This window comes from Streptomyces sp. NPDC057697, from assembly GCF_042799335.1.
Classification (GTDB): Bacteria; Actinomycetota; Actinomycetes; order Streptomycetales; family Streptomycetaceae; genus Streptomyces.
Genome location: NZ_JBHVJA010000021.1, coordinates 81,864 through 103,782, shown reverse-complemented (window position 1 = coordinate 103,782; position 21,919 = coordinate 81,864). Strand labels below are relative to the sequence as shown.

Annotated in this window: 22 protein-coding genes and 1 pseudogene; 21 read left to right on the top strand and 2 right to left on the bottom strand. The window is 71.7% G+C overall.

Annotation, left to right across the window (positions count from 1 at the left end; genetic code table 11):
* From ACFVFH_RS34235 to ACFVFH_RS34210, 6 genes and pseudogenes are all read left to right on the top strand, one after another.
* Positions 1–126, top strand: a pseudogene (locus ACFVFH_RS34235) (lytic transglycosylase); the annotation flags it as partial.
* 67 nt (positions 127–193) lie between these two features.
* Positions 194–619, top strand: coding sequence for a GNAT family N-acetyltransferase (locus ACFVFH_RS34230; RefSeq protein WP_383776377.1), 426 nt, complete (start codon positions 194–196; stop codon positions 617–619).
* A 173-nt stretch (positions 620–792) separates the two neighbouring features.
* Positions 793–2,130, top strand: coding sequence for a hemolysin family protein (locus ACFVFH_RS34225; RefSeq protein WP_383776375.1), 1,338 nt, complete (start codon positions 793–795; stop codon positions 2,128–2,130).
* Positions 2,127–3,146 (top strand): hemolysin family protein, encoded by a 1,020-nt coding sequence (locus ACFVFH_RS34220; RefSeq protein ID WP_383776373.1) that lies wholly within the window; start codon positions 2,127–2,129, stop codon positions 3,144–3,146. Before ACFVFH_RS34225 ends, ACFVFH_RS34220 begins: the two co-directional genes overlap by 4 nt.
* A gap of 112 nt (positions 3,147–3,258) precedes the next feature.
* Positions 3,259–4,107: an SGNH/GDSL hydrolase family protein gene (locus ACFVFH_RS34215; protein WP_383776370.1), complete on the top strand. Its 849-nt coding sequence runs from the start codon at positions 3,259–3,261 to the stop codon at positions 4,105–4,107.
* A gap of 242 nt (positions 4,108–4,349) precedes the next feature.
* Positions 4,350–6,020 (top strand): hydrogenase maturation protein, encoded by a 1,671-nt coding sequence (locus tag ACFVFH_RS34210; protein WP_383776387.1) that lies wholly within the window; start codon positions 4,350–4,352, stop codon positions 6,018–6,020.
* 23 nt (positions 6,021–6,043) lie between these two features.
* Here the strand turns inward: ACFVFH_RS34210 and hypB are convergent, their stop codons facing one another.
* Positions 6,044–6,781 carry a hydrogenase nickel incorporation protein HypB gene (gene hypB / locus ACFVFH_RS34205; protein WP_383776367.1) on the bottom strand — a complete coding sequence of 246 codons (738 nt, stop codon included), beginning with the start codon at positions 6,779–6,781 and terminating at the stop codon, positions 6,044–6,046.
* Positions 6,782–6,832: 51 nt separating this feature from the next.
* Positions 6,833–7,162 carry a hydrogenase maturation nickel metallochaperone HypA gene (locus ACFVFH_RS34200; protein ID WP_383776365.1) on the bottom strand — a complete coding sequence of 110 codons (330 nt, stop codon included), beginning with the start codon at positions 7,160–7,162 and terminating at the stop codon, positions 6,833–6,835.
* A 258-nt stretch (positions 7,163–7,420) separates the two neighbouring features.
* Between ACFVFH_RS34200 and ACFVFH_RS34195 the strand changes: the two genes are divergently transcribed.
* The 15 genes from ACFVFH_RS34195 to ACFVFH_RS34125 all read left to right on the top strand — a co-directional run bounded on the left by ACFVFH_RS34195 (position 7,421) and on the right by ACFVFH_RS34125 (position 21,863).
* Positions 7,421–8,476, top strand: coding sequence for a hydrogenase expression protein HypE (locus ACFVFH_RS34195; RefSeq protein ID WP_383776363.1), 1,056 nt, complete (start codon positions 7,421–7,423; stop codon positions 8,474–8,476).
* Positions 8,477–8,521: 45 nt separating this feature from the next.
* The gene (locus ACFVFH_RS34190; protein WP_383776361.1) at positions 8,522–10,315 is read left to right on the top strand and encodes a nickel-dependent hydrogenase large subunit; all 1,794 of its coding nucleotides are present in this window, start codon (positions 8,522–8,524) and stop codon (positions 10,313–10,315) included.
* 23 nt (positions 10,316–10,338) lie between these two features.
* Positions 10,339–11,259, top strand: coding sequence for a NifU family protein (locus ACFVFH_RS34185; RefSeq protein ID WP_383776358.1), 921 nt, complete (start codon positions 10,339–10,341; stop codon positions 11,257–11,259).
* Entirely contained in the window at positions 11,256–11,909 is a 654-nt protein-coding gene (locus tag ACFVFH_RS34180) for a DUF5947 family protein (RefSeq protein WP_383776356.1), read from the top strand. Before ACFVFH_RS34185 ends, ACFVFH_RS34180 begins: the two co-directional genes overlap by 4 nt.
* Positions 11,906–12,547, top strand: coding sequence for a DUF6084 family protein (locus ACFVFH_RS34175; RefSeq protein WP_383776353.1), 642 nt, complete (start codon positions 11,906–11,908; stop codon positions 12,545–12,547). Before ACFVFH_RS34180 ends, ACFVFH_RS34175 begins: the two co-directional genes overlap by 4 nt.
* Positions 12,544–13,947, top strand: a complete 1,404-nt coding sequence (locus ACFVFH_RS34170; RefSeq protein WP_383776351.1) for a hypothetical protein — start codon at positions 12,544–12,546, stop codon at positions 13,945–13,947. Before ACFVFH_RS34175 ends, ACFVFH_RS34170 begins: the two co-directional genes overlap by 4 nt.
* A complete protein-coding gene (locus ACFVFH_RS34165; protein WP_383776348.1) occupies positions 13,944–14,063 on the top strand; it encodes a DUF6893 family small protein in 120 nt (39 codons plus the stop codon). Before ACFVFH_RS34170 ends, ACFVFH_RS34165 begins: the two co-directional genes overlap by 4 nt.
* Positions 14,064–14,100: 37 nt before the next feature.
* Complete coding sequence (locus ACFVFH_RS34160; RefSeq protein WP_383776345.1) at positions 14,101–14,313, top strand: hypothetical protein; 213 nt, start codon at positions 14,101–14,103, stop codon at positions 14,311–14,313.
* A gap of 7 nt (positions 14,314–14,320) precedes the next feature.
* The gene (locus ACFVFH_RS34155) at positions 14,321–14,851 is read left to right on the top strand and encodes a hydrogenase maturation protease (protein WP_383776342.1); all 531 of its coding nucleotides are present in this window, start codon (positions 14,321–14,323) and stop codon (positions 14,849–14,851) included.
* 38 nt (positions 14,852–14,889) lie between these two features.
* On the top strand, positions 14,890–17,406 hold the full coding sequence (gene hypF / locus ACFVFH_RS34150) for a carbamoyltransferase HypF (protein ID WP_383776340.1): 2,517 nt from the start codon (positions 14,890–14,892) through the stop codon (positions 17,404–17,406).
* Between the two features lie 56 nt (positions 17,407–17,462).
* Positions 17,463–17,759, top strand: a complete 297-nt coding sequence (locus ACFVFH_RS34145) for a HypC/HybG/HupF family hydrogenase formation chaperone (RefSeq protein ID WP_383776337.1) — start codon at positions 17,463–17,465, stop codon at positions 17,757–17,759.
* The gene (hypD, locus tag ACFVFH_RS34140) at positions 17,756–18,859 is read left to right on the top strand and encodes a hydrogenase formation protein HypD (RefSeq protein WP_383776334.1); all 1,104 of its coding nucleotides are present in this window, start codon (positions 17,756–17,758) and stop codon (positions 18,857–18,859) included. Before ACFVFH_RS34145 ends, hypD begins: the two co-directional genes overlap by 4 nt.
* Positions 18,856–19,956 (top strand): hydrogenase expression/formation protein HypE, encoded by a 1,101-nt coding sequence (gene hypE, locus ACFVFH_RS34135; protein WP_383776331.1) that lies wholly within the window; start codon positions 18,856–18,858, stop codon positions 19,954–19,956. Before hypD ends, hypE begins: the two co-directional genes overlap by 4 nt.
* The gene (locus tag ACFVFH_RS34130) at positions 19,957–20,706 is read left to right on the top strand and encodes a DUF6390 family protein (RefSeq protein WP_383776328.1); all 750 of its coding nucleotides are present in this window, start codon (positions 19,957–19,959) and stop codon (positions 20,704–20,706) included.
* Between the two features lie 368 nt (positions 20,707–21,074).
* The gene (locus ACFVFH_RS34125; protein ID WP_383776325.1) at positions 21,075–21,863 is read left to right on the top strand and encodes an IclR family transcriptional regulator; all 789 of its coding nucleotides are present in this window, start codon (positions 21,075–21,077) and stop codon (positions 21,861–21,863) included.
* The last annotated feature ends 56 nt before the right edge of the window (positions 21,864–21,919 follow it).

Genomic DNA, 21,919 nt, shown 5'->3' with positions numbered 1-21,919 from the left:
TTCAACGCCTACCACGTCGCCGGCACCGCCCACGACCTCACCGACCCCGTCGCCAACATCACCGCCGCCGCCAACTACGCCGCCGACCGCTACGGATCCATCGACAACGTCAACTCCGCCTACTGAGCCACCGGTAGTGCCCGAGTGCCGAAACCGCTCGCCGAACGGAACGGCACTCTGCTTGGCTCATCCCATGAGTGATCTCCGCATCCGCCGTGCCGACCTCCCCGACATCGACGCCGTACTGCGGTTCTGGCGCGAAGCCGCCGAGGGGACGAGCATCAGCGACGACCACGACGGGGTGGCCCGGCTCCTCTCCAGGGACCCCGGAGCCCTGCTGCTGGCCGAGCGCGGCAACCGTCTCGTGGGCACCGTCATAGCCGGTTTCGACGGCTGGCGGTGTTCCGTCTACCGGCTGGCCGTGCACCCCGGCTGCCGCCGGGAGGGCATCGCCACCGCCCTGACGGAAGCCGCGGAACGACGCTTCCTGGCACTCGGCGGGCGACGGGTCGACGCGATGGTCCTGGAGGCCAACGAACGGGCCCACCACACGTGGGCCTCCGGCGGCTATCACCGCGAGGACCACTGGCGCCGCTGGGTGAAGCCGCTCGCGGACTGAGACGATCACCGAGGACCCGGCCGACTTTGCCGATCCTTTACTATGGGTGTTCCACTGTCCGATCCTTCCGAAAGGTGTGAGCGTCCGCCCATGGGCGAGCCTCCCAGTAGCCGACATCGCCGGTACCGAGCGATCCTCCCGACCCTGCCCGATCATGGGACGGAGGTGAACCGATGACCGAAGTGCTCCTGCTGCTCGTGGCAGTGCTGCTCTCCCTGGCCTGCGGCGCCTTCGTCGCGGCCGAGTTCTCTCTGACGACCGTCGAGCGCGGCCAGCTCGAACGGGCCGTCGAGCGGGGCGAGCGGGGCGCGGCCGGCGCCATGAAGGCCGTGCGCAGCCTCACCTTCCAGCTCTCGGGCGCCCAGCTCGGCATCACCGTCACCAACCTCGTGGTCGGCATGCTGTCCGAGCCGTCCATCGCGAAACTGATCCGCGGCCCGGTGGAGGCGGTGGGTCTGCCCCCGGGCGCGGCGTCCTCGGTCGCCCTCGTCCTGGGCACCGCCCTGTCCACCGTGTTCCTGATGATCGTCGGCGAGCTGGTCCCGAAGAACTGGGCCATCTCCTCCCCGCTCGCCGTCGCCAAGGCGGTCGCCACTCCGCAGCGGGCCTTCACCGCCGTCTTCCGGCCCTTCATCAGCCACCTCAACAACACCGCCAACCGGATCGTGCGCCGCTTCGGCCTGGAACCGGCCGAGGAGCTGGCCTCCGCGCGCAGCCCGCAGGAGCTGGCGGCACTGGCCCGGCACAGCGCCAAGGAGGGCGCGCTGGAAGCCGACACGGCCGAGCTGTTCGTCCGCACGCTGAACCTGGCGGAACTGACGGCGGAGAACGTGATGACCCCTCGGGTCCAGGTCACCGCGCTGGAGGCGCAGGCGACGGCCGAGGACGTCGCGAACGCCACCCGGGCGACGGGCCTGTCCCGTTTCCCCGTCTACCGCGGCAGCCTGGACACCGTCGTCGGTGTGGTGCACATCAAGGACGTGCTGGCCGTCCCGGCCGAGCAGCGACCCCGGACCCGTGTCTCGGAGATGCTGCGCCAGCCGCTGCTGGTGCCGGAGACCCTCACGGTGGACCGGCTCCTCGACCGGCTGTCCGGACAGCTCGCCATGGCCGTCGTCATCGACGAGTACGGCGGCACGGCGGGGGTCGTGACGCTGGAGGACATCGTGGAGGAAGTGGTCGGCGAGGTACGCGACGAGCACGACCCGCACGAGACCGCGGACCTCGCACCGGCCGGTGAGGACACCGACGGACGGACGCTGTGGTCGGCCGACGGCGCCGCGCGCGTCGACCGGCTCAGGACGATCGGACTGCGGGTGCCGGACGGACCGTACGAGACGCTCGCCGGGCTCATCGCCAACGAGGTCGGCCGCATCCCCGCCGTGGGCGACACGGTCGAGCTGGCGGGCTGGCGCATCGACGTGGCGGACGCCTCCGGGCGCCGCGCCGCGCGGGCCCTGCTGCACGCGCCGCTGCCCAGCGACGACGAGCGGACGGAGGACGCACGATGATCGCCGTCCAGCTCTTCATCGGACTGATGACCCTGGTCGTCAACGCCTTCTTCGTCGGCGCGGAGTTCGCGCTGATCTCCGTACGCCGCAGCCAGATCGAGTCCGACGCCGAGGCGGGCGACAGGCGGGCGCGCAGCGTCATCTGGGGCCTGGAGCACGTATCGGCGCTGCTCGCGGCGGCACAGCTCGGCATCACCCTGTGCACGCTGGTGCTCGGTATCGTCGCCGAGCCGGCCATCGCGCACCTGCTGGAGCCGGTCTTCGACACGGTGGGCGTGCCGCACGGACTGATCCATCCGATCTCGTTCGTGATCGCGCTGTCCGTGGCGACGTATCTGCACATGCTCCTCGGCGAGATGGTGCCGAAGAACATCGCCCTGGCCGAGCCCGTCCGGGCCGCGCTGCTGCTCGGACCGCCGCTGGTGGCGCTGGCCAGGGCGCTGCGCCCGGTGATCTTCGCGATCAACGCCTTCGCCAACGGGATACTCAGGATCCTGCGGGTCGAGACGAAGGACGAGGTGTCCGCCACGTTCTCCGACGACGAACTGGCCCGGCTGGTGACCGACGCGGGCGACGCCGGTCTGGTCGACGACCGCTCGGCCGAGCGGCTGCGGCACGCCCTGGAGCTGGGCCGTCGCCCGGTGCGGGACGTGGTGATGCCCGTGGACCGGGTCACGTACGCCAGGATCGGGACCACTCCCGAGCAGCTGGAACGGCTCTCCCACGAGACCGGCTTCTCGCGTTTCCCCGTGATGGACGGGGAGGAGCGGATCCTGGGATATCTCCATGTGAAGGACGCCCTCGACGCCACGCCGCGCGACGTGCCCTTCCCGGTGACCGCGATGCGCCCCATCGCCAGGGTCAGGGCCGGTACACCGCTCGACGACGTGCTGACCGCGCTGCGGCGCAGCCGTACGCACCTGGCGGTGGTGCTCGACGAGGACGGCCGGCTGGCCGGGATGGTCACGATGGAGGACGTGCTGCGCGAGCTGGTGGGACGCTCCAAGGCACGCTGACGGGCGCGGGGGCGCGGTACGGATTCCGGCCGCGCCCCTCCCCGTTCCCTCCCCCGCCCGTGCCCGCGGACGCCGAAGGCGGCCGGAGCCGCCGCGATACGATCGCCTCGCCATGGAAACAAATGCCTCGTACACCAGTCTTGTCGCGGTCGGCGACTCGTTCACCGAGGGCATGTCGGACCTGCTGCCCGACGGTTCGTACCGCGGCTGGGCCGATGTCCTCGCCGGGCGGCTCGCCGCCCGTGCCCCGGGATTCCGCTACGCGAACCTCGCGGTACGGGGCAAGCTGATCGGCCAGATCGTCGACGAGCAGGTCGACGCGGCCGCCGCCATGCGGGCCGATGTCGTCACCCTCGTCGGCGGCCTCAACGACACCCTGCGGCCCACGTGCGACATGGGCATGGTCCGCGGTCGGCTGGAGGAGGCGGTGGAACGCCTCGCGCCGTCGTGCGGGACGCTCGTGCTCATGCGGAGCCCGGGGCGCGACGGCCCGGTGATGGAGCGCTTCCGGCCCCGGATGGAGCAGCTGTTCTCCCTGATCGACGATCTGGCGGCGCGGCACGGCGCGGTGGTCGTCGATCTGTACGGAGCCCCGGCGCTGGGTGATCCCCGGCTCTGGGACGTCGACCGGCTGCATCTGACGGCCGACGGCCACCGCAGGGTGGCCGAGGCGGTCTGGCAGACGCTGGGGCTGCCGCCGGAGGAGGACTGGCGGACGCCCCTGTCGGCCGCCGTGCCGCCCCGGTGGGCCAGACGGCGCGTCGACGACCTCCGTTTCGCCCGTGAACACCTGATGCCATGGATCGGGCGCCGTCTGACCGGGCGCTCCTCCGGCGACGGACGGACGGGCGCCCAGTACAGCTCCGAGCTGCGGCGGGCGTTCTGGGTCACCCCCGAGGAGGGCCGCGCCCCCGGGCCCGTGGCCACCTGGCGTCGGGTCGACCCGACGCCGCTCCCGTAGCGGCGCGGGAACCGGACGGCGTACCGGTTCCGCTCGGGTCCACGGCGGGCGGCCGGGCCGCGAACGCCGCACGCCGGGGCGCCGCACCTTGGTCCCGTCGGCTCGCGCACGAACCGACGGGAGGCACCCGCGCAGGAGCCGCTTCGGGTGAATTCCCGGCATGTTCCCGCCGGGTGGGCCCCGCTGAGCCGGTGTCCACGCCCACGCTCGGTCGGGACCAGCCGAGCCACCGGGAGATCGCCGTGCACATCCTGCTTGTCGCAAGCGCCTTCAACAGCCTCACCCAACGCGTCCACGCGGAGCTGAGGGACCACGGGCACTCCGTCGCCGTGCAGCTCGCGCACGGGGAGGACCCGGTCCGGGAAGCCGTCCGCCGGGAGCGTCCGGACCTCGTCGTGGCGCCCTTCCTGAAGTCCGCGATCCCGAGGGACGTCTGGTCGGTCCACACCTGTCTCGTCGTCCATCCGGGGCCGGTCGGCGACCGCGGGCCGTCGTCGCTGGACTGGGCCGTGCACGAGGGGGCGGAGCGCTGGGGCGTCACCGTGCTCCAGGCGAACGCGGAGATGGACGCGGGCGACGTCTGGGCGTCCGTGTCCTGTCCGCTGCCCCCGGTCGGCAAGAGCGATCTGTACCGCAACGAGATCTCGGACGCCGCCCTGGAGGCGGTGCTCCTGGCGGTCGGACGTTTCGCGTCGGGGACGTACACCCCGGTGCCGCAGGCCATCGGCCCCGGCGAGGGCTGCCGCCCCCTGTTCCGGCAGTCGCTGCGCCGCATCGACTGGCGGTCGGACTCCACCGGGACGGTGGTCCGCAAGCTCAGGGCGGCGGACTCCCAGCCCGGTGTGCTCGACACGTTGCTGGGCGGCGAGTGGTTCCTGCACGGCGGGCACCCCGAGTCCCGGCTGCGCGGCCGTCCTGGGGAGGTGGTGGCCACCCGGGACGGCGCGATCTGCCGGGCGACCACCGACGGCGCGGTGTGGATTCCCGAGCTGCGGCCCCGGCGGGTGCCCGGCGGCCCGGCCACCTTCAAGCTCCCCGCCACCTCGGCGCTGGCCGGACGGCTGCCCGTTGTGCCCGAGCGGCCGGCGCCGCTGCACCGGACCGGGGACGAGGGCACCTGGTCGGAGATCGGCTACCGGGAGGAGGCCGGGGCCGGGTTCCTGTCGTTCTCGTTCCGCGGCGGTGCCATGAGCACGGAGCAGTGCCGACGCCTGCTGCGCGCCTACCGGTACGCCTGTTCCCGGCCCACCTCGGTGCTGGTCCTCGGCGGCGACCGGGACTTCTTCTCCAACGGCATCCACCTCAACGTGATCGAGGCGGCGGCCGACCCCGGCGCGGAGTCCTGGGCCAACATCAACGCCATGGACGACCTCGTGGAGGCGGTGCTGACCACCACGGACCGGCTCGTCGTCGCCGCCCTGGCCGGGAACGCCGCCGCGGGCGGGGTGATGCTGGCCCTCGCCGCCGACGAGGTGTGGTGCCGGGCGGGCGCGGTGCTCAATCCGCACTACCGCCTGATGGGGCTGTACGGATCGGAGTACTGGACGTACACGCTGCCGCGGCGGGTGGGGGCGGCGGCGGCCGACCGGCTGATGCGCGACGCCCTGCCGGTCGGCTCCACCGCCGCCCACGGGCTCGGGCTGATCGACCGGGTGATCCCGTGCGCCCCCCGGTCGTTCGCACCGGAGGTCGGCGCCCTCGCATCCCGTCTGGCGGCCCTGCCCGCGACGCAGTCCCGGATCCACGAGAAGAAGCGGGACCGGGACCGGGTCGACCTGGCCCCGTACCGGGAGGCCGAGCTCGCCCGTATGCACCGCATCTTCGCCGACCCGGACCACCCGTACCACGGGCTGCGCCGGGCCTTCGTCCGCAAGGAGCGCCCCGCGGCCGCCACCCCGGCGCCCGGGGTGTGAGCGCGGTGCGGCCGGCGGAGCGGCTACCGCTGCTCCGCCAGCCAGTCGTACCAGTGGCCCAGGCCCTCGCCGGTGGTCGCGGAGACCGTCAGCACGCGTACGTCCGGGTTCACCGAGCGCGCGTGCCGCTCGCACTGCTCCACGTCGAAGTCGACATGGGGCAGCAGATCGGACTTGTTGATCAGGATCAGGTCGGCGGCGGCGAACATGTACGGGTACTTCAACGGTTTGTCCGTGCCCTCGGTGACCGAGATGATCACGACCCTGCTGCGTTCCCCCAGGTCGAACAGGGCGGGGCAGACCAGGTTCCCGACGTTCTCCACCATGAGCAGCGAACCCCCGGCCGGGGACAGCGCCGTGAGGGCGTCCCGCATCATCTCCGCGTCGAGGTGGCAGCCGGCCCCGGTGTTCACCTGCACCACGGCGCAGCCCGTACGCCTGATCCGGTCGGCGTCGAGCCTCGTCTCCTGGTCGCCCTCGACGACGGCCAGTGGCCTGCGGCCGCCGAGATCGGTGGCGGCGCGCTCCAGCAGGGTCGTCTTGCCCGCGCCCGGCGAACTCATCATGTTCACGGCCACGACACCGCGGTCGCGCATCCATGCCCGGTTGCCCTCCGCGAGCAGGTCGTTCTTGGCGAGTACCTTCTGCTCGATGGTGACGGTCTCACCGGCTCCGCCCGGCCGATGACGCCCGTGCGGATGAGGGTGCGGGTGGGGATGCGGGTGTCCGTGGTCCGGTGCATCCTCCTCCCTCAGCATCATGATCCTGGTCCCGCCGGACTCCTCGGCACAGCCGCAGGTACCGCACATGGTTCAGCCCACTTCCATGGAGACGATCTGCAGTTCCCGGCCCGATGTGATCTCCACATCCGCGCTGCCGCAGGGACACAGCAGAATCAGGTCGGTCAAGGTGAATGCGACGGCGCAGGTGCGGCAGCGGCCGGTGCCGGGCGGCTGGTCGATCTCCAACCGCGCGCCCTCGGCGGCCGTTCCCTCGGTGACCAGGCCGAAGCAGAACCGCATCGAGTCGGGCACCACCGCCGTGAGCGCGCCGACACGGACGCGGACCGAGCGGACCGGACGCCCTTCGGCGCGTTCGCACACCGAGTCGACGACGCTCTGTGTGATGGCCAGCTCGTGCACCGGTGCTCGTCCTTCCGCGGGTGGCTCCGACCGTAGGGCCACGGGGGGACCGGGGCGCCGTCCGACGGGACCGGCCCCCCGTCCGGACCACCCGAGCGGCCCACCGCATGCCGTCATTCGGGCCCCGCTGACGCGGCGGAGCGGCGAATACCGCTGTTGCCGGGACTCGCGAATCGAGGCGTGATGGTAGCAATGTGCGCATACCCACCTGTGGGGGCCGACGGCCAAAGGGCCGTCATTCTGAAAGGCGGCACTGCCATGCCGACAGAGGAAGCGGTAAAGGCGGAGGACACACTGATCCATGTGCTGTGGATCAACGCGGGACTGAGCTGCGACGGCGATTCCGTTTCCCTGACCGCCGCCACGCAGCCGAGTATCGAGGAGATCGCGCTCGGTGCCCTTCCGGGGCTTCCACAGGTCGCCGTCCACTGGCCGCTCATCGATTTCGAATGCGGCCCCAACGGCGGCGCCGACGACTTTCTCGAATGGTTCTTCAAGGCCGACCGCGGCGAACTGGAACCGTTCGTCCTCGTGGTCGAGGGGTCCATTCCGAACGAACAGCTGCACGACGAGGGTTACTGGTGCGGGTTCGGCAACGACCCCGCCACCGGCCAGCCGATGACGACCAGCGAGTGGCTCGACCGGCTGGCTCCGAAGGCGACGGCGGTCGTCGCGGTCGGCACCTGCGCCACGTACGGCGGCATCCACGCCATGGCGGGGAACCCGACCGGCGCAATGGGGGTTCCCGACTACCTGGGCTGGGAGTGGAGGTCCAAGGCCGACATCCCGATCGTGTGCGTCCCCGGATGCCCGATCCAGCCGGACAACCTCTCGGAGACCCTCACCTATCTGCTCTACATGGCCACCGGCCAGGCGCCGATGATCCCGCTCGACGACGCGCTGCGTCCGACCTGGCTGTTCGGGTCGACGGTCCACGAGGGCTGCGACCGGGCCGGTTACTACGAGCAGGCCGACTTCGCGACGGAGTACGGCTCGCCGAAGTGCATCGTCAAGCTGGGCTGCTGGGGCCCCGCGGTCAAGTGCAACGTCCCCAAGCGCGGCTGGATGAACGGCATCGGCGGCTGCCCCAACGTCGGCGGCATCTGCATCGGCTGCACCATGCCCGGGTTCCCGGACAAGTTCATGCCGTTCATGGACGAGCCCCCCGGCGGAAAGCTCTCGACCAACGCGGTCGGACCGTACGGGGCGACGATCCGGCGGCTGCGGCACCTCACCACGCACACCCTGGACCGCGAGCCGAAATGGCGCACGCCCGGCAGGGAGCTCACGACCGGGGCCACGCGCACCTGGTGAGTGACCGCGTACATCACCTCAACGTACAGAAAGAAGAGGCGGCCAATGACCGCGACGCAGCACAAGGGTGCCGGAGGCGGCCAGGGCAAGAGCGACCTGGTCGAAATGGCCTGGGATCCCATTACCCGGATCGTCGGCAGCCTGGGCATCTACACGAAGATCGACTTCAAGCAGAAGGTGGTGGCCGAGTGCCACAGCACCAGCTCCATCTTCCGCGGCTATTCGGTCTTCATGAAGGGAAAGGACCCGCGGGACGCGCACTTCATCACGAGTCGCATCTGCGGAATCTGCGGTGACAACCACGCCACGTGTTCCTGTTACACGCAGAACATGGCGTACGGGGTGAAGCCGCCGCACCTCGGCGAATGGATCGTGAATCTCGGCGAGGCCGCGGAGTACATGTTCGACCACAACATCTTCCAGGAGAACCTGGTCGGGGTCGACTACTGCGAGAAGATGGTCGCGGAGACCAATCCGGGAGTGCTGGAACAGGCCAACCGCACCCCCTCCCCGCACGCCGACGCGCACGGGTACAGGACGATCGGCGACATCATGCGCTCGCTGAACCCGTTCACCGGCGAGTTCTACCGCGAGGCGCTCCAGGTCAGCCGGATGACCCGGGAGATGTTCTGCCTGATGGAGGGCCGGCACGTCCACCCCTCCACGCTCTATCCCGGCGGGGTCGGCACCGTGGCGACCATCCAGCTGATGACGGACTACATCACCCGCCTCCAGCGGTACGTCGAGTTCATGAAGAAGGTCGTGCCGATGCACGACGACCTCTTCGACTTCTTCTACGAGGCCCTGCCGGGGTACGAGCAGGTGGGCAACCGGCGCATCCTGCTGGGCTGCTGGGGCTCCTTCCAGGACCCCGAGCACTGCAACTTCGCCTACAAGGACATGACCGACTGGGGCCGGAAGATGTACGTCACCCCCGGTGTCGTCGTCGACGGGAAGCTGGTCACCACCGACCTGGTGAAGATCAACCTCGGCATCCGGATCCTGTTGGGTTCGTCGTACTACAACGACTGGGACGAGCAGGAGACCTTCGTCTCCCACGACCCGCTCGGCAATCCGGTCGACCGGCGCCACCCCTGGAACCAGCACACCAACCCGCAGCCGCAGAAGCGGGACCTGGACGACAAGTACAGCTGGGTCATGTCGCCCCGGTGGTTCGACGGCAAGGACTATCTGGCGCTCGACACGGGCGGCGGGCCGCTCGCCCGGCTGTGGACCACCGCGCTGGCCGGTCTCGTCGACATCGGTTACATCCAGGCCACCGGCCACAGCGTCAGGATCAACCTCCCCAAGACCGCCCTCAAGGGGCCGGTGGAGCTGGAGTGGCACGTCCCGAAGTGGAGCAACACCATCGAGCGCAACCGGGCGCGCAGCTACTTCCAGGCCTACGCGGCCGCCTGTGCGCTGCACTTCGCGGAGAAGGCGCTCGTGGAGATCCGCGCCGGCAACACCAAGACCTGGGAGAAGTTCGAGGTGCCCGAGGAGGGCGTGGGCTGCGGGTTCACCGAGGCGGTCCGCGGAGTCCTCTCGCACCACATGGTGATCCGGGACGGCAAGATCGCCAACTACCACCCGTATCCGCCGACTCCGTGGAACGCCAGCCCGCGCGACACGTACGGCACTCCGGGGCCCTACGAGGACGCCGTGCAGGGGCAGCCGATCTTCGAGGAGAACGACCGGGAGCACTTCAAGGGCATCGACATCATGCGCACGGTGCGCAGCTTCGACCCCTGTCTGCCCTGTGGTGTGCACATGTACCTCGGCGAGGGCAAGAAGCTGGAGCTCCTGCACTCCCCCACCCAGTCCGCGGGCAGTGAGTGATGGCGCGGGAGGACTCCCCCGCCGTGCCCGACTGGCGGACGGCCGGTGCGCGCATCGACACCCTGATCGCCGCCAGCGGCTCGGGCGGCGCGGTCGCCCGCGAGCGCAGCGAGGAACTGGTGCGGGTCGTGGCCGACTTCTACGGTGCCGCGCTGGAGCGGCTGCTCGACCTCGTGCACGAGCGGGGGCGGCTGGACGACCATGTGCTGGCGGCGCTGGCCGACGACGAGCTGGTGTCCGGTGCCCTGCTGGTGCACGGGCTGCATCCGTACGGCGTGGAGACCCGGGTCGAGCGGGCGCTGGAGAGCGTACGGCCGTATCTGGGTTCGCACGGCGGCGATGTCGAGCTGCTGGCCGTCAGCGACGAGGGCGCGGTCCGGTTGAGGCTGCTGGGCAGCTGCGACGGGTGCCCGTCGTCCTCGGTCACGCTCAAGCTGGCGGTGCAGGGTGCGGTGGAGGCCGCGGCGCCGGAGGTCACCTCGATCGAGGTCGAGACCGCGTCCGACGAGGGCGCCGGGGCGACGGGGCCGCTGGTTCCGGTGGACTCGCTGTTCGCCCGGCTCCAAGCGGAGTCCGGGACGGTGGACGGGGACGGCGGGTCGTGGGAGGCCGTGCCGGAGCTGTCCGGGCTGGCGCCCGGCGCCGTGGCCCGGTTCGGTGTCGGCAGGATGCCGGTGGTGGCCTGCCGGGTGGGCGCGGACCTTTTCGCCTTCGAGGACCGGTGCGCGCGCTGCGAGCGGCCGTTCGAGGGTGCGGCTCTGGCGCGGCGGCTGGGCGGTCCGACCGGGGACGCGGTCCTGCGGTGCGCCGGGTGCCGCGCGCACTACGACGTGCGGCGGGCCGGGGTCTGTCTCGACGAGGACGGTGCGCACCTGGCCCCGCTGCCCCTGCTGTCGGACGGCGCCTCGGTCTCGGTGTCGGTCCCCGCGGCGGTGGCGCGGTGATCGCCGCGGGCCGCTCCGCCTCGGCGGCCTCCACCCTGCTGCGGCTCAGGCGCGACCGGCCGCGGCCGCCCGCCGGTGAGCGCTGCGAGATGTGCGCGGAACCGATCGGCGAGGACCATCCCCATGTGGTGAACCTCGACAGCCGTGCCCTGATGTGCGGCTGCCGGGCCTGCTATCTGCTCTTCACCGACGAGGACGCGGAGCTGCGCTACCGGGCGGTCCCGGAACGCTATCTGCGCTTCGAGGGGCTGACCCTGGACGGGCGTGCCTGGGACGAGTTGCAGATTCCCGTGGGGCTGGCCTTCCTGTTCCGCAACTCCGCCCAGGACCGGATGATCGCGTTCTACCCCGGGCCCGCCGGGGCCACCGAGTCGGAACTGCCGCTGGACGCCTGGGCGGCCGTCGTCGGGGCGAGCCCGGAACTCTCCGTGCTGCGTCCGGACGTGGAGGCCCTGCTGATCCGGCGGACGGACGGGGACGAGGCGTCGTGCCATCTGGTGCCGATCGATGCCTGCTACGAACTGGTGGGGCAGCTGCGCTCGCTGTGGCGCGGTTTCGACGGCGGCTCCGAGGCCCGTGCCGCGATGGACGGCTTCTTCGCGCGGGTGGCGGACCGCAGCCGGCCCGCCGCGGGGATCGGGGCTCCGTGAACGACTTCACGTTCTCCGTGCTCGACATCGTCGCCGAGCCGTACGCGGCCGCCCCGCAGCTGACCGCGCGGCTGCGGATCGAGGAGCGGACGGGGCGGCGGATCCACGCCATCGCGCTGCACTGCCAGGTCCGTATCGAGCCGCAGCGGCGCCACTACGACGAGGCCGAACGGAGCGGGCTGGTGGCGCTGTTCGGCGGCCGGGAACGCTGGGCGGACACACTGAAGCCGTTCCGGTGGATGAGCTGCGACACCACCGTGCAGGGGTTCAGCGGCGCCACCGAGGTCGATCTCGCCCTGCCCTGCACCTATGACTTCGATGTGGTCGGCTCCCGCTATCTGCACGCCCTGGGCGAGGGTTCGGTGCCGCTCGCCCTGCTGTTCTCCGGCACGGTCTTCACCCGCGGCGGCGAGGGCTTCGGGGTCGAACAGGTGCCGTGGGACTGCGAGGCACGGCACCCGATGCCGGTCGAAGTGTGGCGGCGGATGGTGGCGGCGCACTACCCGAACACCGGATGGATCCGGCTGGACCACGACGTACTGGCGCGTTTCGCGGACTTCCGGGCCCGGCGCGGGCTGATCAGCTGGGACGAGACGGTCCAGGCCCTCCTGGCCGGTCACGAGGAGGTGGTCCGGTGAGTCTCGACCAGGTGCGTTCGATCGCCGATGCCGTCCTGTACGAGGGGTACCTCCTGTATCCGTACCGGGCGAGTTCGCACAAGAACCGGTCCCGCTGGCAGTTCGGGGTCCTCGGTCCGCCGCTGGCCACGGCGGCGAGTTTCGGCGAGGAGCCGGAGATGGAGACGGAGTGCCTGCTGGCGCCGCACGACGGGCCGGCCGCCGTCACCGTGCACCTGCGCTTTCTCCAGCTCCAGGTCCGCGAAGTGCGCGGCACGGACGAGAACGGGACGGATGTACCAGTCGGGCAGCTCGTCGTCGACGGGGTGCCCGTGCTGTCCTGGGACGAGGCCGTCGAGCGTGAAGTCGTCCTGGCGGCACTGCCGTTGGGCGAGGCCACGGACACCGTCCACGTGGTTCCGGGCGGCGAGGAGACCGAGCCGGTGACCGACGCGCGGGGCGCGGTGGTGGGCCGGATCGTGCGGCGACGGCTGCCACTGACGCTCCGGGTGCGCACGCGGGCCGTCGTCGACGACGGGTACGTGCGCCTCTCGGTGGCGGTGCGCAACGAGCATCCGGAGCCCGTGTCCACCAAGGACGACGCGATCCGGTCCTCGCTGATCGGCGCCCATCTGCTGCTGCGGGCGCACGACGCCGCCTTCGTCTCGCTGCTCGAACCGCCCGCCGGGGCGGCCGCCGCCGCGGGCCGGTGCCGGCAGCGCAGGTGCTGGCCCGTGCTGGCCGGACCGCGGGGGTCGACGGACACCCTGCTCGGTGCGCCGATCATCCTGTACGACTACCCGGAGGTCGCCGAGCAGAGCCCCGGCGCCCTGTTCGACTCGACCGAGATCGACGAGATCCTGACCCTCCGGGTGATGACCATGACGGAGGAGGAGAAGGCCGAGGCCAGGGCCACCGATCCCCGGGCCCGGGAGATCATCGACCGGTGCGACGGCATGTCGCCCGCCGGGCTCCAGCAGTTGCACGGTCTGCTGCGCGACCCGCACCCGCCGCGGCCCCCGGCTCCGGCGGGCCCGGTGGCCGATGTCCGCGACCTGGAGCCCGCCGCCTTCGACACCGCGGGCGCCCCCTGGTGGGATCCGGCGGCCGACGCCTCGGTACGGCCCGGGAGCGACGCGGTCGTGATCGACGGGGTCCGGGTGGCCAAGGACAGCCTGGTCCGGGTCCATCCCTCCCGGCGGGCGGACGCGCAGGACCTGTTCTTCGCCGGCCAGGTGGCGCGGGTGACCGCGGTCCTCTCGGACGTGGACGGGGGCACCCATATCGCCCTGGTCCTCGTCGACGACCCGGCGTCGGACCTGCACGACTGGTACGGCCGCTACTTCTACTTCGCCCCCGACGAGCTGACACCCCTGAGCGCCGAGGAGTCGGCGCGACACCGAGAGGAGAACCGATCGTGAAGACCTTCGGCATCATCGCCGCCGGAGCGGCGGCGGCCGTGGCGGTCGTCGCCGTGGCGGTCGGGATCAGGTCGATCCCCGACATCCGCCGCTACCTGCGCATCCGTTCGTTGTGAACCCGATCCGAGTGATGTGAGCAGTGAGGAGCACTCCATGGCCGAGACACCGGAGAAGAACGGCGGCGTCCAGGAGGAGCCGCAGGAGGTACGGGGCCCGAAGGGATCCCGCGACACCGGCTCAAACCGGCCGTCGGGCGGCCCGGCGGACCGTCCGTCGGGCACCTCCGACGAGCGGTCCGACACCTCCGTGCACCCGCAGAAGACCAAGGACCCGGATTCGCCCGACCTCCCGACCGGGGACGGCTGAGCCGGGGATGACGACGGAACCCGAGACGGCCGCCCGTGTGCTGGTCGCGGGCATCGGCAATCTGTTTCTGGGCGACGACGGCTTCGGCCCGGAGGTGGTGCGCCGGCTCGCCCGCGACGGGGGGATGCCCCCACAGGTCCGGCTGGTGGACTACGGCATCCGCGGCATGCACCTCGCGTACGACCTGCTCGACGGGTACGACGCGCTGGTTCTGGTCGACGCCTGTCCCGGGGGCGGCGCCCCCGGGGAGGTGACGGTGCTCCGCATCGACGCCGAGGACCTCGGTTCGGGTGAATTCGACGCACACGGCATGAATCCGGTTGCTGTGCTGGCAAATCTGGATCAACTGGGCGGTACGCTTCCGCTCACCTACCTCGTCGGCTGCACACCCGCCGGGGTCGAGGAGGGCATCGGGCTCAGCGAGGCCGTCGACAGCGCGGTGCCCGAGGCGATGCGAGCGGTGCACACCCTGGTCCGGCAGCTCGCGCCGTCCGTGCCGACCGCGTCCGTGAACAGCAACGAACCCCGGAGATCCTGATCATGTGCCTAGGCATTCCTGGCCGCGTCGTGGAGATCGTGGACGGGTATGCGGGCCAACTGGCCCTGGTGGACGTGGAGGGCGCCAGACGCCGTGTCAACATCGGCATGCTCGACGAGGCACCCGGTCGCGACGACTGGGTGCTTCTCCACATGGGCTTCGCCGTCGAACGCATCGACCGCGCGAAGGCCGAAGAGGCCCTGTCGGGGCTGGAGATGATGGCCCGCGGGCGGGAGCGGCGGATCCGGCGCGGATTCGAGGTGCGCGGCGTCGTGCAGGGCGTGGGCTTCCGCCCCTTCGTCTATGTCACCGCCTCGGAGCTGCTGCTCACGGGTTCGGTGACGAACACCGGCGAAGGGGTGCTCGCCGAGGTCGAGGGAACGGCGGACGCCGTGGAGGAGTTCGGCCGCCGTCTGCGCTCCGACGCCCCTCCGCTCGCGGTCGTCGAGGACGTGCGTACCAGCGAACGGCCGTTGCTCGGCGGCACCGGCTTCACCATCGAGCCGTCCAGCGCCTCCGGCCGGGCCAGGACGCTGGTCCCGCCCGACATCGCCACCTGCCGGGACTGTCTGGACGAACTGGCCGACCCCTCGGACCGGCGCCACCGCCACCCCTTCATCACCTGCACGCACTGCGGGCCCCGGTTCACGATCGTCACCGGCCTCCCCTACGACCGGGCCGCCACCACGATGGCGGGCTTCGAGATGTGCGGGGCCTGCCGGGCCGAGTACGAGGACCCGCTCGACCGGCGCTTCCACGCCCAGCCGATCGGCTGCCACGACTGCGGACCACGGCTCGAACTCGTCGGGAAGCAGGGCGCGGTCCCCTCGCACGACCAGGACGCGCTGCGGACCGCGCGGAAGCTCCTCGCCGAGGGCGGGATCATCGCGGTCAAGGGCCTCGGCGGCTACCACCTGGTGTGCGACGCCCGCGACGACGCCGCCGTGGCGGAGCTGCGGCGGCGCAAGCGCCGCGGTGGCAAACCGTTCGCGGTGATGGTCGCGGACCTCGGTGTCGCGCGTGAGCTGGTGACCCTCGCGGCGGACGAGGAGGAGCTCCTGAGCGGCGGGCGCCGGCCCATCGTCCTCCTCCCCCGTCGCACCGCCCCGCGGGGGGCGGGGGTGTCCGACGCCGTGGCACCCGGCAGCCCGCACCTCGGACTGCTGCTGCCGTACACCCCGTTGCACGTCCTCCTCTTCGGGATCGGTGACGACCCGCCGGGCCCGGACGCGCTCGTGATGACGTCGGCCAATCTGTCGGGCGAGCCGATCGTCACCGACGACGGCGCGGCGCTGACCCTCCTGGCACCGCTGGTGGACGCCTGGCTGCGGCACGACCGGCGCATCCATGTGCCGTGCGACGACTCGGTCAGCCGCTGGGCCGCCGGTGCCGAACTGCCGCTGCGCCGCTCGCGCGGCTACGCCCCGCTGCCGCTGGCGCTGCCCTTCGACGTGCCCCCGACGCTCGCCGTGGGCGCCGACCTCAAGAACACCTGTGCGGTGGCCGAGGGCCGCTACGCCTGGCTGAGCCAGCACATCGGCGACATGGACGACCTGTCCACGGTCGATGCCCTGACCCGGACCGAGAAGCATCTGGAGGAGCTCACCGGGGTGGCGCCCACCCGGCTGGTGGCCGACCGCCACCCCGGCTACCACTCCGGCGCCTGGGCCCGCGCCCACGCGGCCGGGCGGCCGGTCCGCACCGTGCAGCACCACCACGCGCACATCGCGTCCGTGATGGCGGAGCACGGCCTGGGCGCGGACGAGCGCGTGATCGGCGTCGCCTTCGACGGCACCGGCCACGGCACCGACGGGGCGGCCTGGGGCGGCGAGGTCCTGGTGGCCGGGTACGCCTCGTTCAGCCGGGCCGCGCACCTGGGATACGTACCGCTGGCGGGCGGGGACGCGAGTGTGCTGCGGCCGTACCGGATGGCCCTCGCCCATCTGCACGCGGCCGGGATCCCCTGGGACGAGGACCTGCCCGCGGTCCGCGCCTGTCCGCCCGCCGAACGCGAGCTGCTGGCCCGCCAGTTCACGACCGGGTTCGGCTGTGTGCCGACCTCGGGGATGGGCCGGCTCTTCGACGCGGTCGCGTCCCTGGCCGGTGTCCGGCACGTGGTGGCGTACGAGGCGGAGGCGGCCATGGAGCTGGAGGGGCTCGCCCGTACCGCGGCGGCCGGCTCCGCTCCGCCGGAGGACGGCTACCGCTTCGGGCTCCGGCCCGGGGCGGCGGGGGAACCCTCCGTCGCGGATCCGGGTCCGGTCGTGCGTGCCGTGGTGTCCGACGTACGGGACGGCGTCCCGGCCGGTGTGGTCGCCGCGCGTTTCCACGCCGCCGTCGCCGCCCTGACCGTCCGCCTCGCGGATTCCTGCCGCACGTCCACCGGCCTCTCCACCGTGGCGCTGGGCGGCGGTGTCTTCCAGAACGCGGTGCTGCTCGACGCGGCGCGACGCGGCCTGGCCGACAGGGGATTCACCGTGCTGCGGCCGCGCCTGCTCCCGCCGAACGACGGCGGGATCGCCCTCGGCCAGCTCATGATCGCCGCTTCGGGCTGACGCCGCCGCACGACCGTACCGCCGTACCCCACGAGGATCCACAGAGGAGAGGGACCATGTGTCTGGCTGTTCCGGGGCGCGTCCTCAGCACCGCCGAAGTCGACGGCACCGTGATGGCCGAGGTCGACTTCGGCGGGGTGCACAAGGAGGTGTGCCTCCAGTACATCCCCGATGTGACCGTCGGTGAATACGTCATCGTGCACGTCGGATTCGCCATCCAGCGCCTCGACGAACGGTCGGCCCTGGACACCCTCGCCGCCTTCGAACGGCTCGGCATCCTGGCCGAGGAGTTCGGGGACGGCTTCGACGACGCGGCCCGGCAGGGCGCGTCCCACGAAGGAGCCGCCCGGTGAAGTACCTCGACGAGTTCAGTGACCCCGAGGTCGCGAAGAGGCTGATCGACCGGATCCAGTCGGCCACCACGCGGAGATGGGCGCTGATGGAGGTGTGCGGCGGCCAGACCCACTCGATCATCCGGCACGGCATCGACCAACTGCTGCCGGACAGCGTGGAGATGATCCACGGACCGGGATGTCCCGTCTGCGTCACACCGCTGGAGACCATCGACCGGGCGCTGGCGATCGCCGCCCGCCCCGGCGTCATCTTCTGCTCGTTCGGCGACATGCTGCGCGTGCCCGGCAGCAGTCGGGACCTGTTCTCCGTCAGGAGCGCCGGCGGGGACGTACGCGTGGTGTACTCGCCCCTCGACGCCCTGAAGCTGGCCCGGGAGAACCCCGACCGCGAAGTGGTCTTCTTCGGGATCGGGTTCGAGACCACCGCCCCGGCCAACGCCATGGCGGTGTATCAGGCCCGGCGGCTCGGGGTGCGGAACTTCTCCCTCCTGGTGTCCCACGTGCTGGTGCCGCCCGCGATCTCCGCGATCATGGAGTCCTCGACGTGCCGGGTGCAGGCGTTTCTCGCCGCCGGTCATGTGTGCAGTGTGATGGGGACGGCCGAGTACCCGCCGCTGGCCCGGAAGTACAAGGTGCCGATCGTGGTCACCGGCTTCGAGCCGCTGGACATCCTGGAAGGGGTCCGCCGGACCGTCGTCCAGTTGGAAGCGGGCCGGTACGAGGTGGAGAACGCCTACCCGCGGGCGGTGCGCGAGGAGGGCAACGCGCCCGCCATGGAGATGCTCGCCGATGTCTTCGAGGTGACCGACCGGACCTGGCGCGGCATCGGGGCGATTCCGCGCAGCGGCTGGCGGCTCGCCGGGAAGTACCGGGAGTTCGACGCGGAGCAGCGGTTCGAGGTGACGGACATCCGGACCGACGAGTCGTCGCTCTGCCGCTCGGGCGAGGTGCTCCAGGGCCTGATCAAACCGCACCTGTGCGAGGCGTTCGGCAAGGAGTGCACACCGAGGAACCCGCTCGGCGCGACCATGGTGTCGTCCGAGGGCGCGTGCGCCGCTTACTACACCCACCGCCGCCTGGAACTGGTGGATGCGAAGTGACTGACGTGACGCAGGACGTGACCGCCGTGGTGAACGACGTGCCGGACCTCGACTTCGAGGGGTGGGCCTGCCCGGTGCCGTTGCGGGACAGCCCGTCCGTCGTCATGGGGCACGGGGGCGGCGGCGCCATGTCCGGTGAGCTGATCGAGCACCTGTTCCTGCCGGCGTACGGTGCCGCGGCCGCCGCCGACCTCGGTGACTCGGCCGTCCTGACGGTCGGCTCCGGCACCCGTCTCGCCTTCTCCACGGACTCGTTCGTGGTGAAGCCGATGTTCTTCCCCGGCGGGTCGATCGGTGACCTGGCGGTGAACGGAACGGTCAACGACCTGGCCATGTCGGGTGCGACGCCGCTGTTCCTGTCGACCGCCTTCATCCTCGCGGAGGGCACCGCGCTGAGCGACCTCGGCCGGATCGCGCAGGCCGTGGGCCGGGCCGCCGAGGACGCCGGTGTACGTCTGGTCACCGGGGACACGAAGGTCGTGGAGCACGGCAGTGGTGACGGCGTCTATCTCAACACCTCGGGCATCGGTGTGGTCCCTCCCGGCGTCGACATCCACGCGCGCCGGGCGGTGCCGGGCGACGCCGTGCTGGTCAGCGGCGACATCGGCGTGCACGGGGTGGCCGTGATGAGCTGCCGGGAGGGCCTGGAATTCGGTACGACGGTGGAGAGCGACACCGCCGCGCTGCACGGGCTGGTCGCCGCCATGCTCGCCACCGGCAGCGACCTCCATGTGCTCCGGGACCCCACCCGCGGAGGCGTCTCGGCCTCGCTGAACGAGATCGCCCGCGCCTCCGGCGTGGGCATCGAACTGGTCGAACGGCTGCTTCCCGTGCCGCCCACGGTGCGCGACGCCTGCAGTCTGCTCGGGCTCGATCCGCTCCAGGTGGCCAACGAGGGCAAACTGATCGCGATCGTCCCGGCCGAGGACGCGGACCGGGTGCTGGAGGCCATGCGGGCCCATCCCCTGGGCCGGTCCGCCTGCCGGATCGGAAGCTGCGTCCCCGGGCACTCCGGGATGGTCGTCGCGAAGACGGGGCTGGGCGGGAGCCGGGTGATCGGGCTGCCGATCGGCGAACAGCTGCCGAGGATCTGCTGAGTGAGCGCCGAGGGAGCGCTGCTGTTCGCGCGATACGCCTACCCGCCCAACGAGCTCGGCTACTGCGGTCCCGCCGACGCGGCGGCCCTCCTGCGCCGTGGAGCGACCGCCGACATCGAGCGGCACGCCCGGCAGTTCGAGGGGGCCTGGTGCTATCTCCAGTTCCTCGCGGAGACGGCCGGGCTGGCGGACCCGCTGGACGCGCGGGTGGTCGAGGCGTACTGGATCGGCAACGAGCTCCTGGACCGGGCCGATCCCGGCGTTCTGGTGGAGCGCATGACCGACTGGTTCCGGGGGCAGCCCGGCGGCACCTGGCGCGACGCCGGGCGGCGTGCCCTGGCCCATCACAGCTTCCAGGTGTTCGAGGTGTATCCGTGGGCCCCGATGCTGCGGTCCACGGGCCATCCGACCGCCCTGTCCGTGCTCGATCAGTGCCGTGTCCGTACGGGAGTGGTGGTGGCCGCCGACCGGGACTTCGCGACCGTGCGGTCACGCCCGCTGTGCTGGGACGGTACGGGGCTGGCCGACGGCGCGTGGCGGGAGGAGACCGTGCGCTGCTCGGCGGGCGGGCTGACGCTGCTCGACGGGCTGTCCGCCGGTGACCGGGTGGCACTGCACTGGGACTGGGTGTGCGATGTGATCACCGACGAGCAGGCGCGCCGCATCGAGCTCCTTGAAGAACGACGGCGCACCGGCCTGGGCCTCTCGTCCCGTGCGCCGGACACCGGCGGCCACGGCGCCGCGGGCTGAAGGCCGGCGGCGCCGTCGTCCGCGTTCCCGACCGCCCCGCGTGATCGTGATCGCCCCGGCGTTCGCAGGGGGCCCGGGGCTTTTGGGGTTCATCCGGTTCATGTCGGCGTTTCCGCCGCGAGTCCGGCTCCCCCGGGCGACGGCCGGCCCAGCGGTGGCGGCGGGGCCGGAGCCACTCGCGTAGGCCCTCGTCCGGCCATGCCCTTTCCCTTCGCGTGGCCGGTGTCCGCCCATGTGCGCCTCCTGCGGCACGGTGGGCCGACCCGTATACGCTCCGGCCGCGAGCCGAGGAATTCCAGGAACAGGGCTCAGGTCGCCACGATATGCTGATGCAGATTGTGCAAGCCGTTTGCAAAACGAGGAGGGTCATGGCCACGCGGGCGACCGACGCCGGGACGAACCAGAGCGTCGAACGAGCGGTCTCGGTGCTGCGCGCACTCGACTCCGGCCGTCCGGAACTGCGCGTCTCCGACGTCGCCGAACTCACCGGACTGGGCTCCTCCACCACGTCCCGCCTCCTGTCCACGCTCGAACGCCTCGACATGGTGGAACGCGACCCCGTCAGCAACCTCTACCGCCTCAGCCTCGGCATCCTCCCGCTGGCCGCCACGGCCACCAACCGCCACCCCGTCCACCGTGCCGCCCGCATGGTCCTCCAGGACCTCGCCACCCGCACCGGACTCGGGGCCAATGTCGCCGTCCGCCGGGGCACCGAGCTGATGTTCCTGTGCAATTTCGAGGGGCGCCGCGCCCCGAAGTCGTACACGCAGGCCGGGCACACCGCCCCGCTGCACGCCACCAGCATCGGCAAATGCCTCCTCACCGGGCTCAGCCCCAAGGAGCGCCGCAAGCTGCTCCCCGAGCCGCTCGTGGCCCACACCGACTACACGACGACCAGCCACGACCTCCTCGACGGCGAGATCGACACCGTCCGCCGCACGGGCTACGCCATCGAGGCCGAGGAGCGCGCCCTGGGCCGCGCCTCGCTCGCCGCGCCGGTCCGCGACGCCTCGGGGGACGTCGTCGCCGCCATCTCCCTGTGGGGCCCCACTTCCCTCCTCGGCAACCACTCCGAGGCCGAGGGACAGCGGCTGGCCCTGACCCGCGAGGTCATCGAGGCGGCCGACGCCATCAGCCAGGCCCTCGGCGCCCTCTGAAGCGCACGGCGAAGGGGCCGTGCGGGGGCTGTTCGGCCTCCGCACGGCCCCTTCGC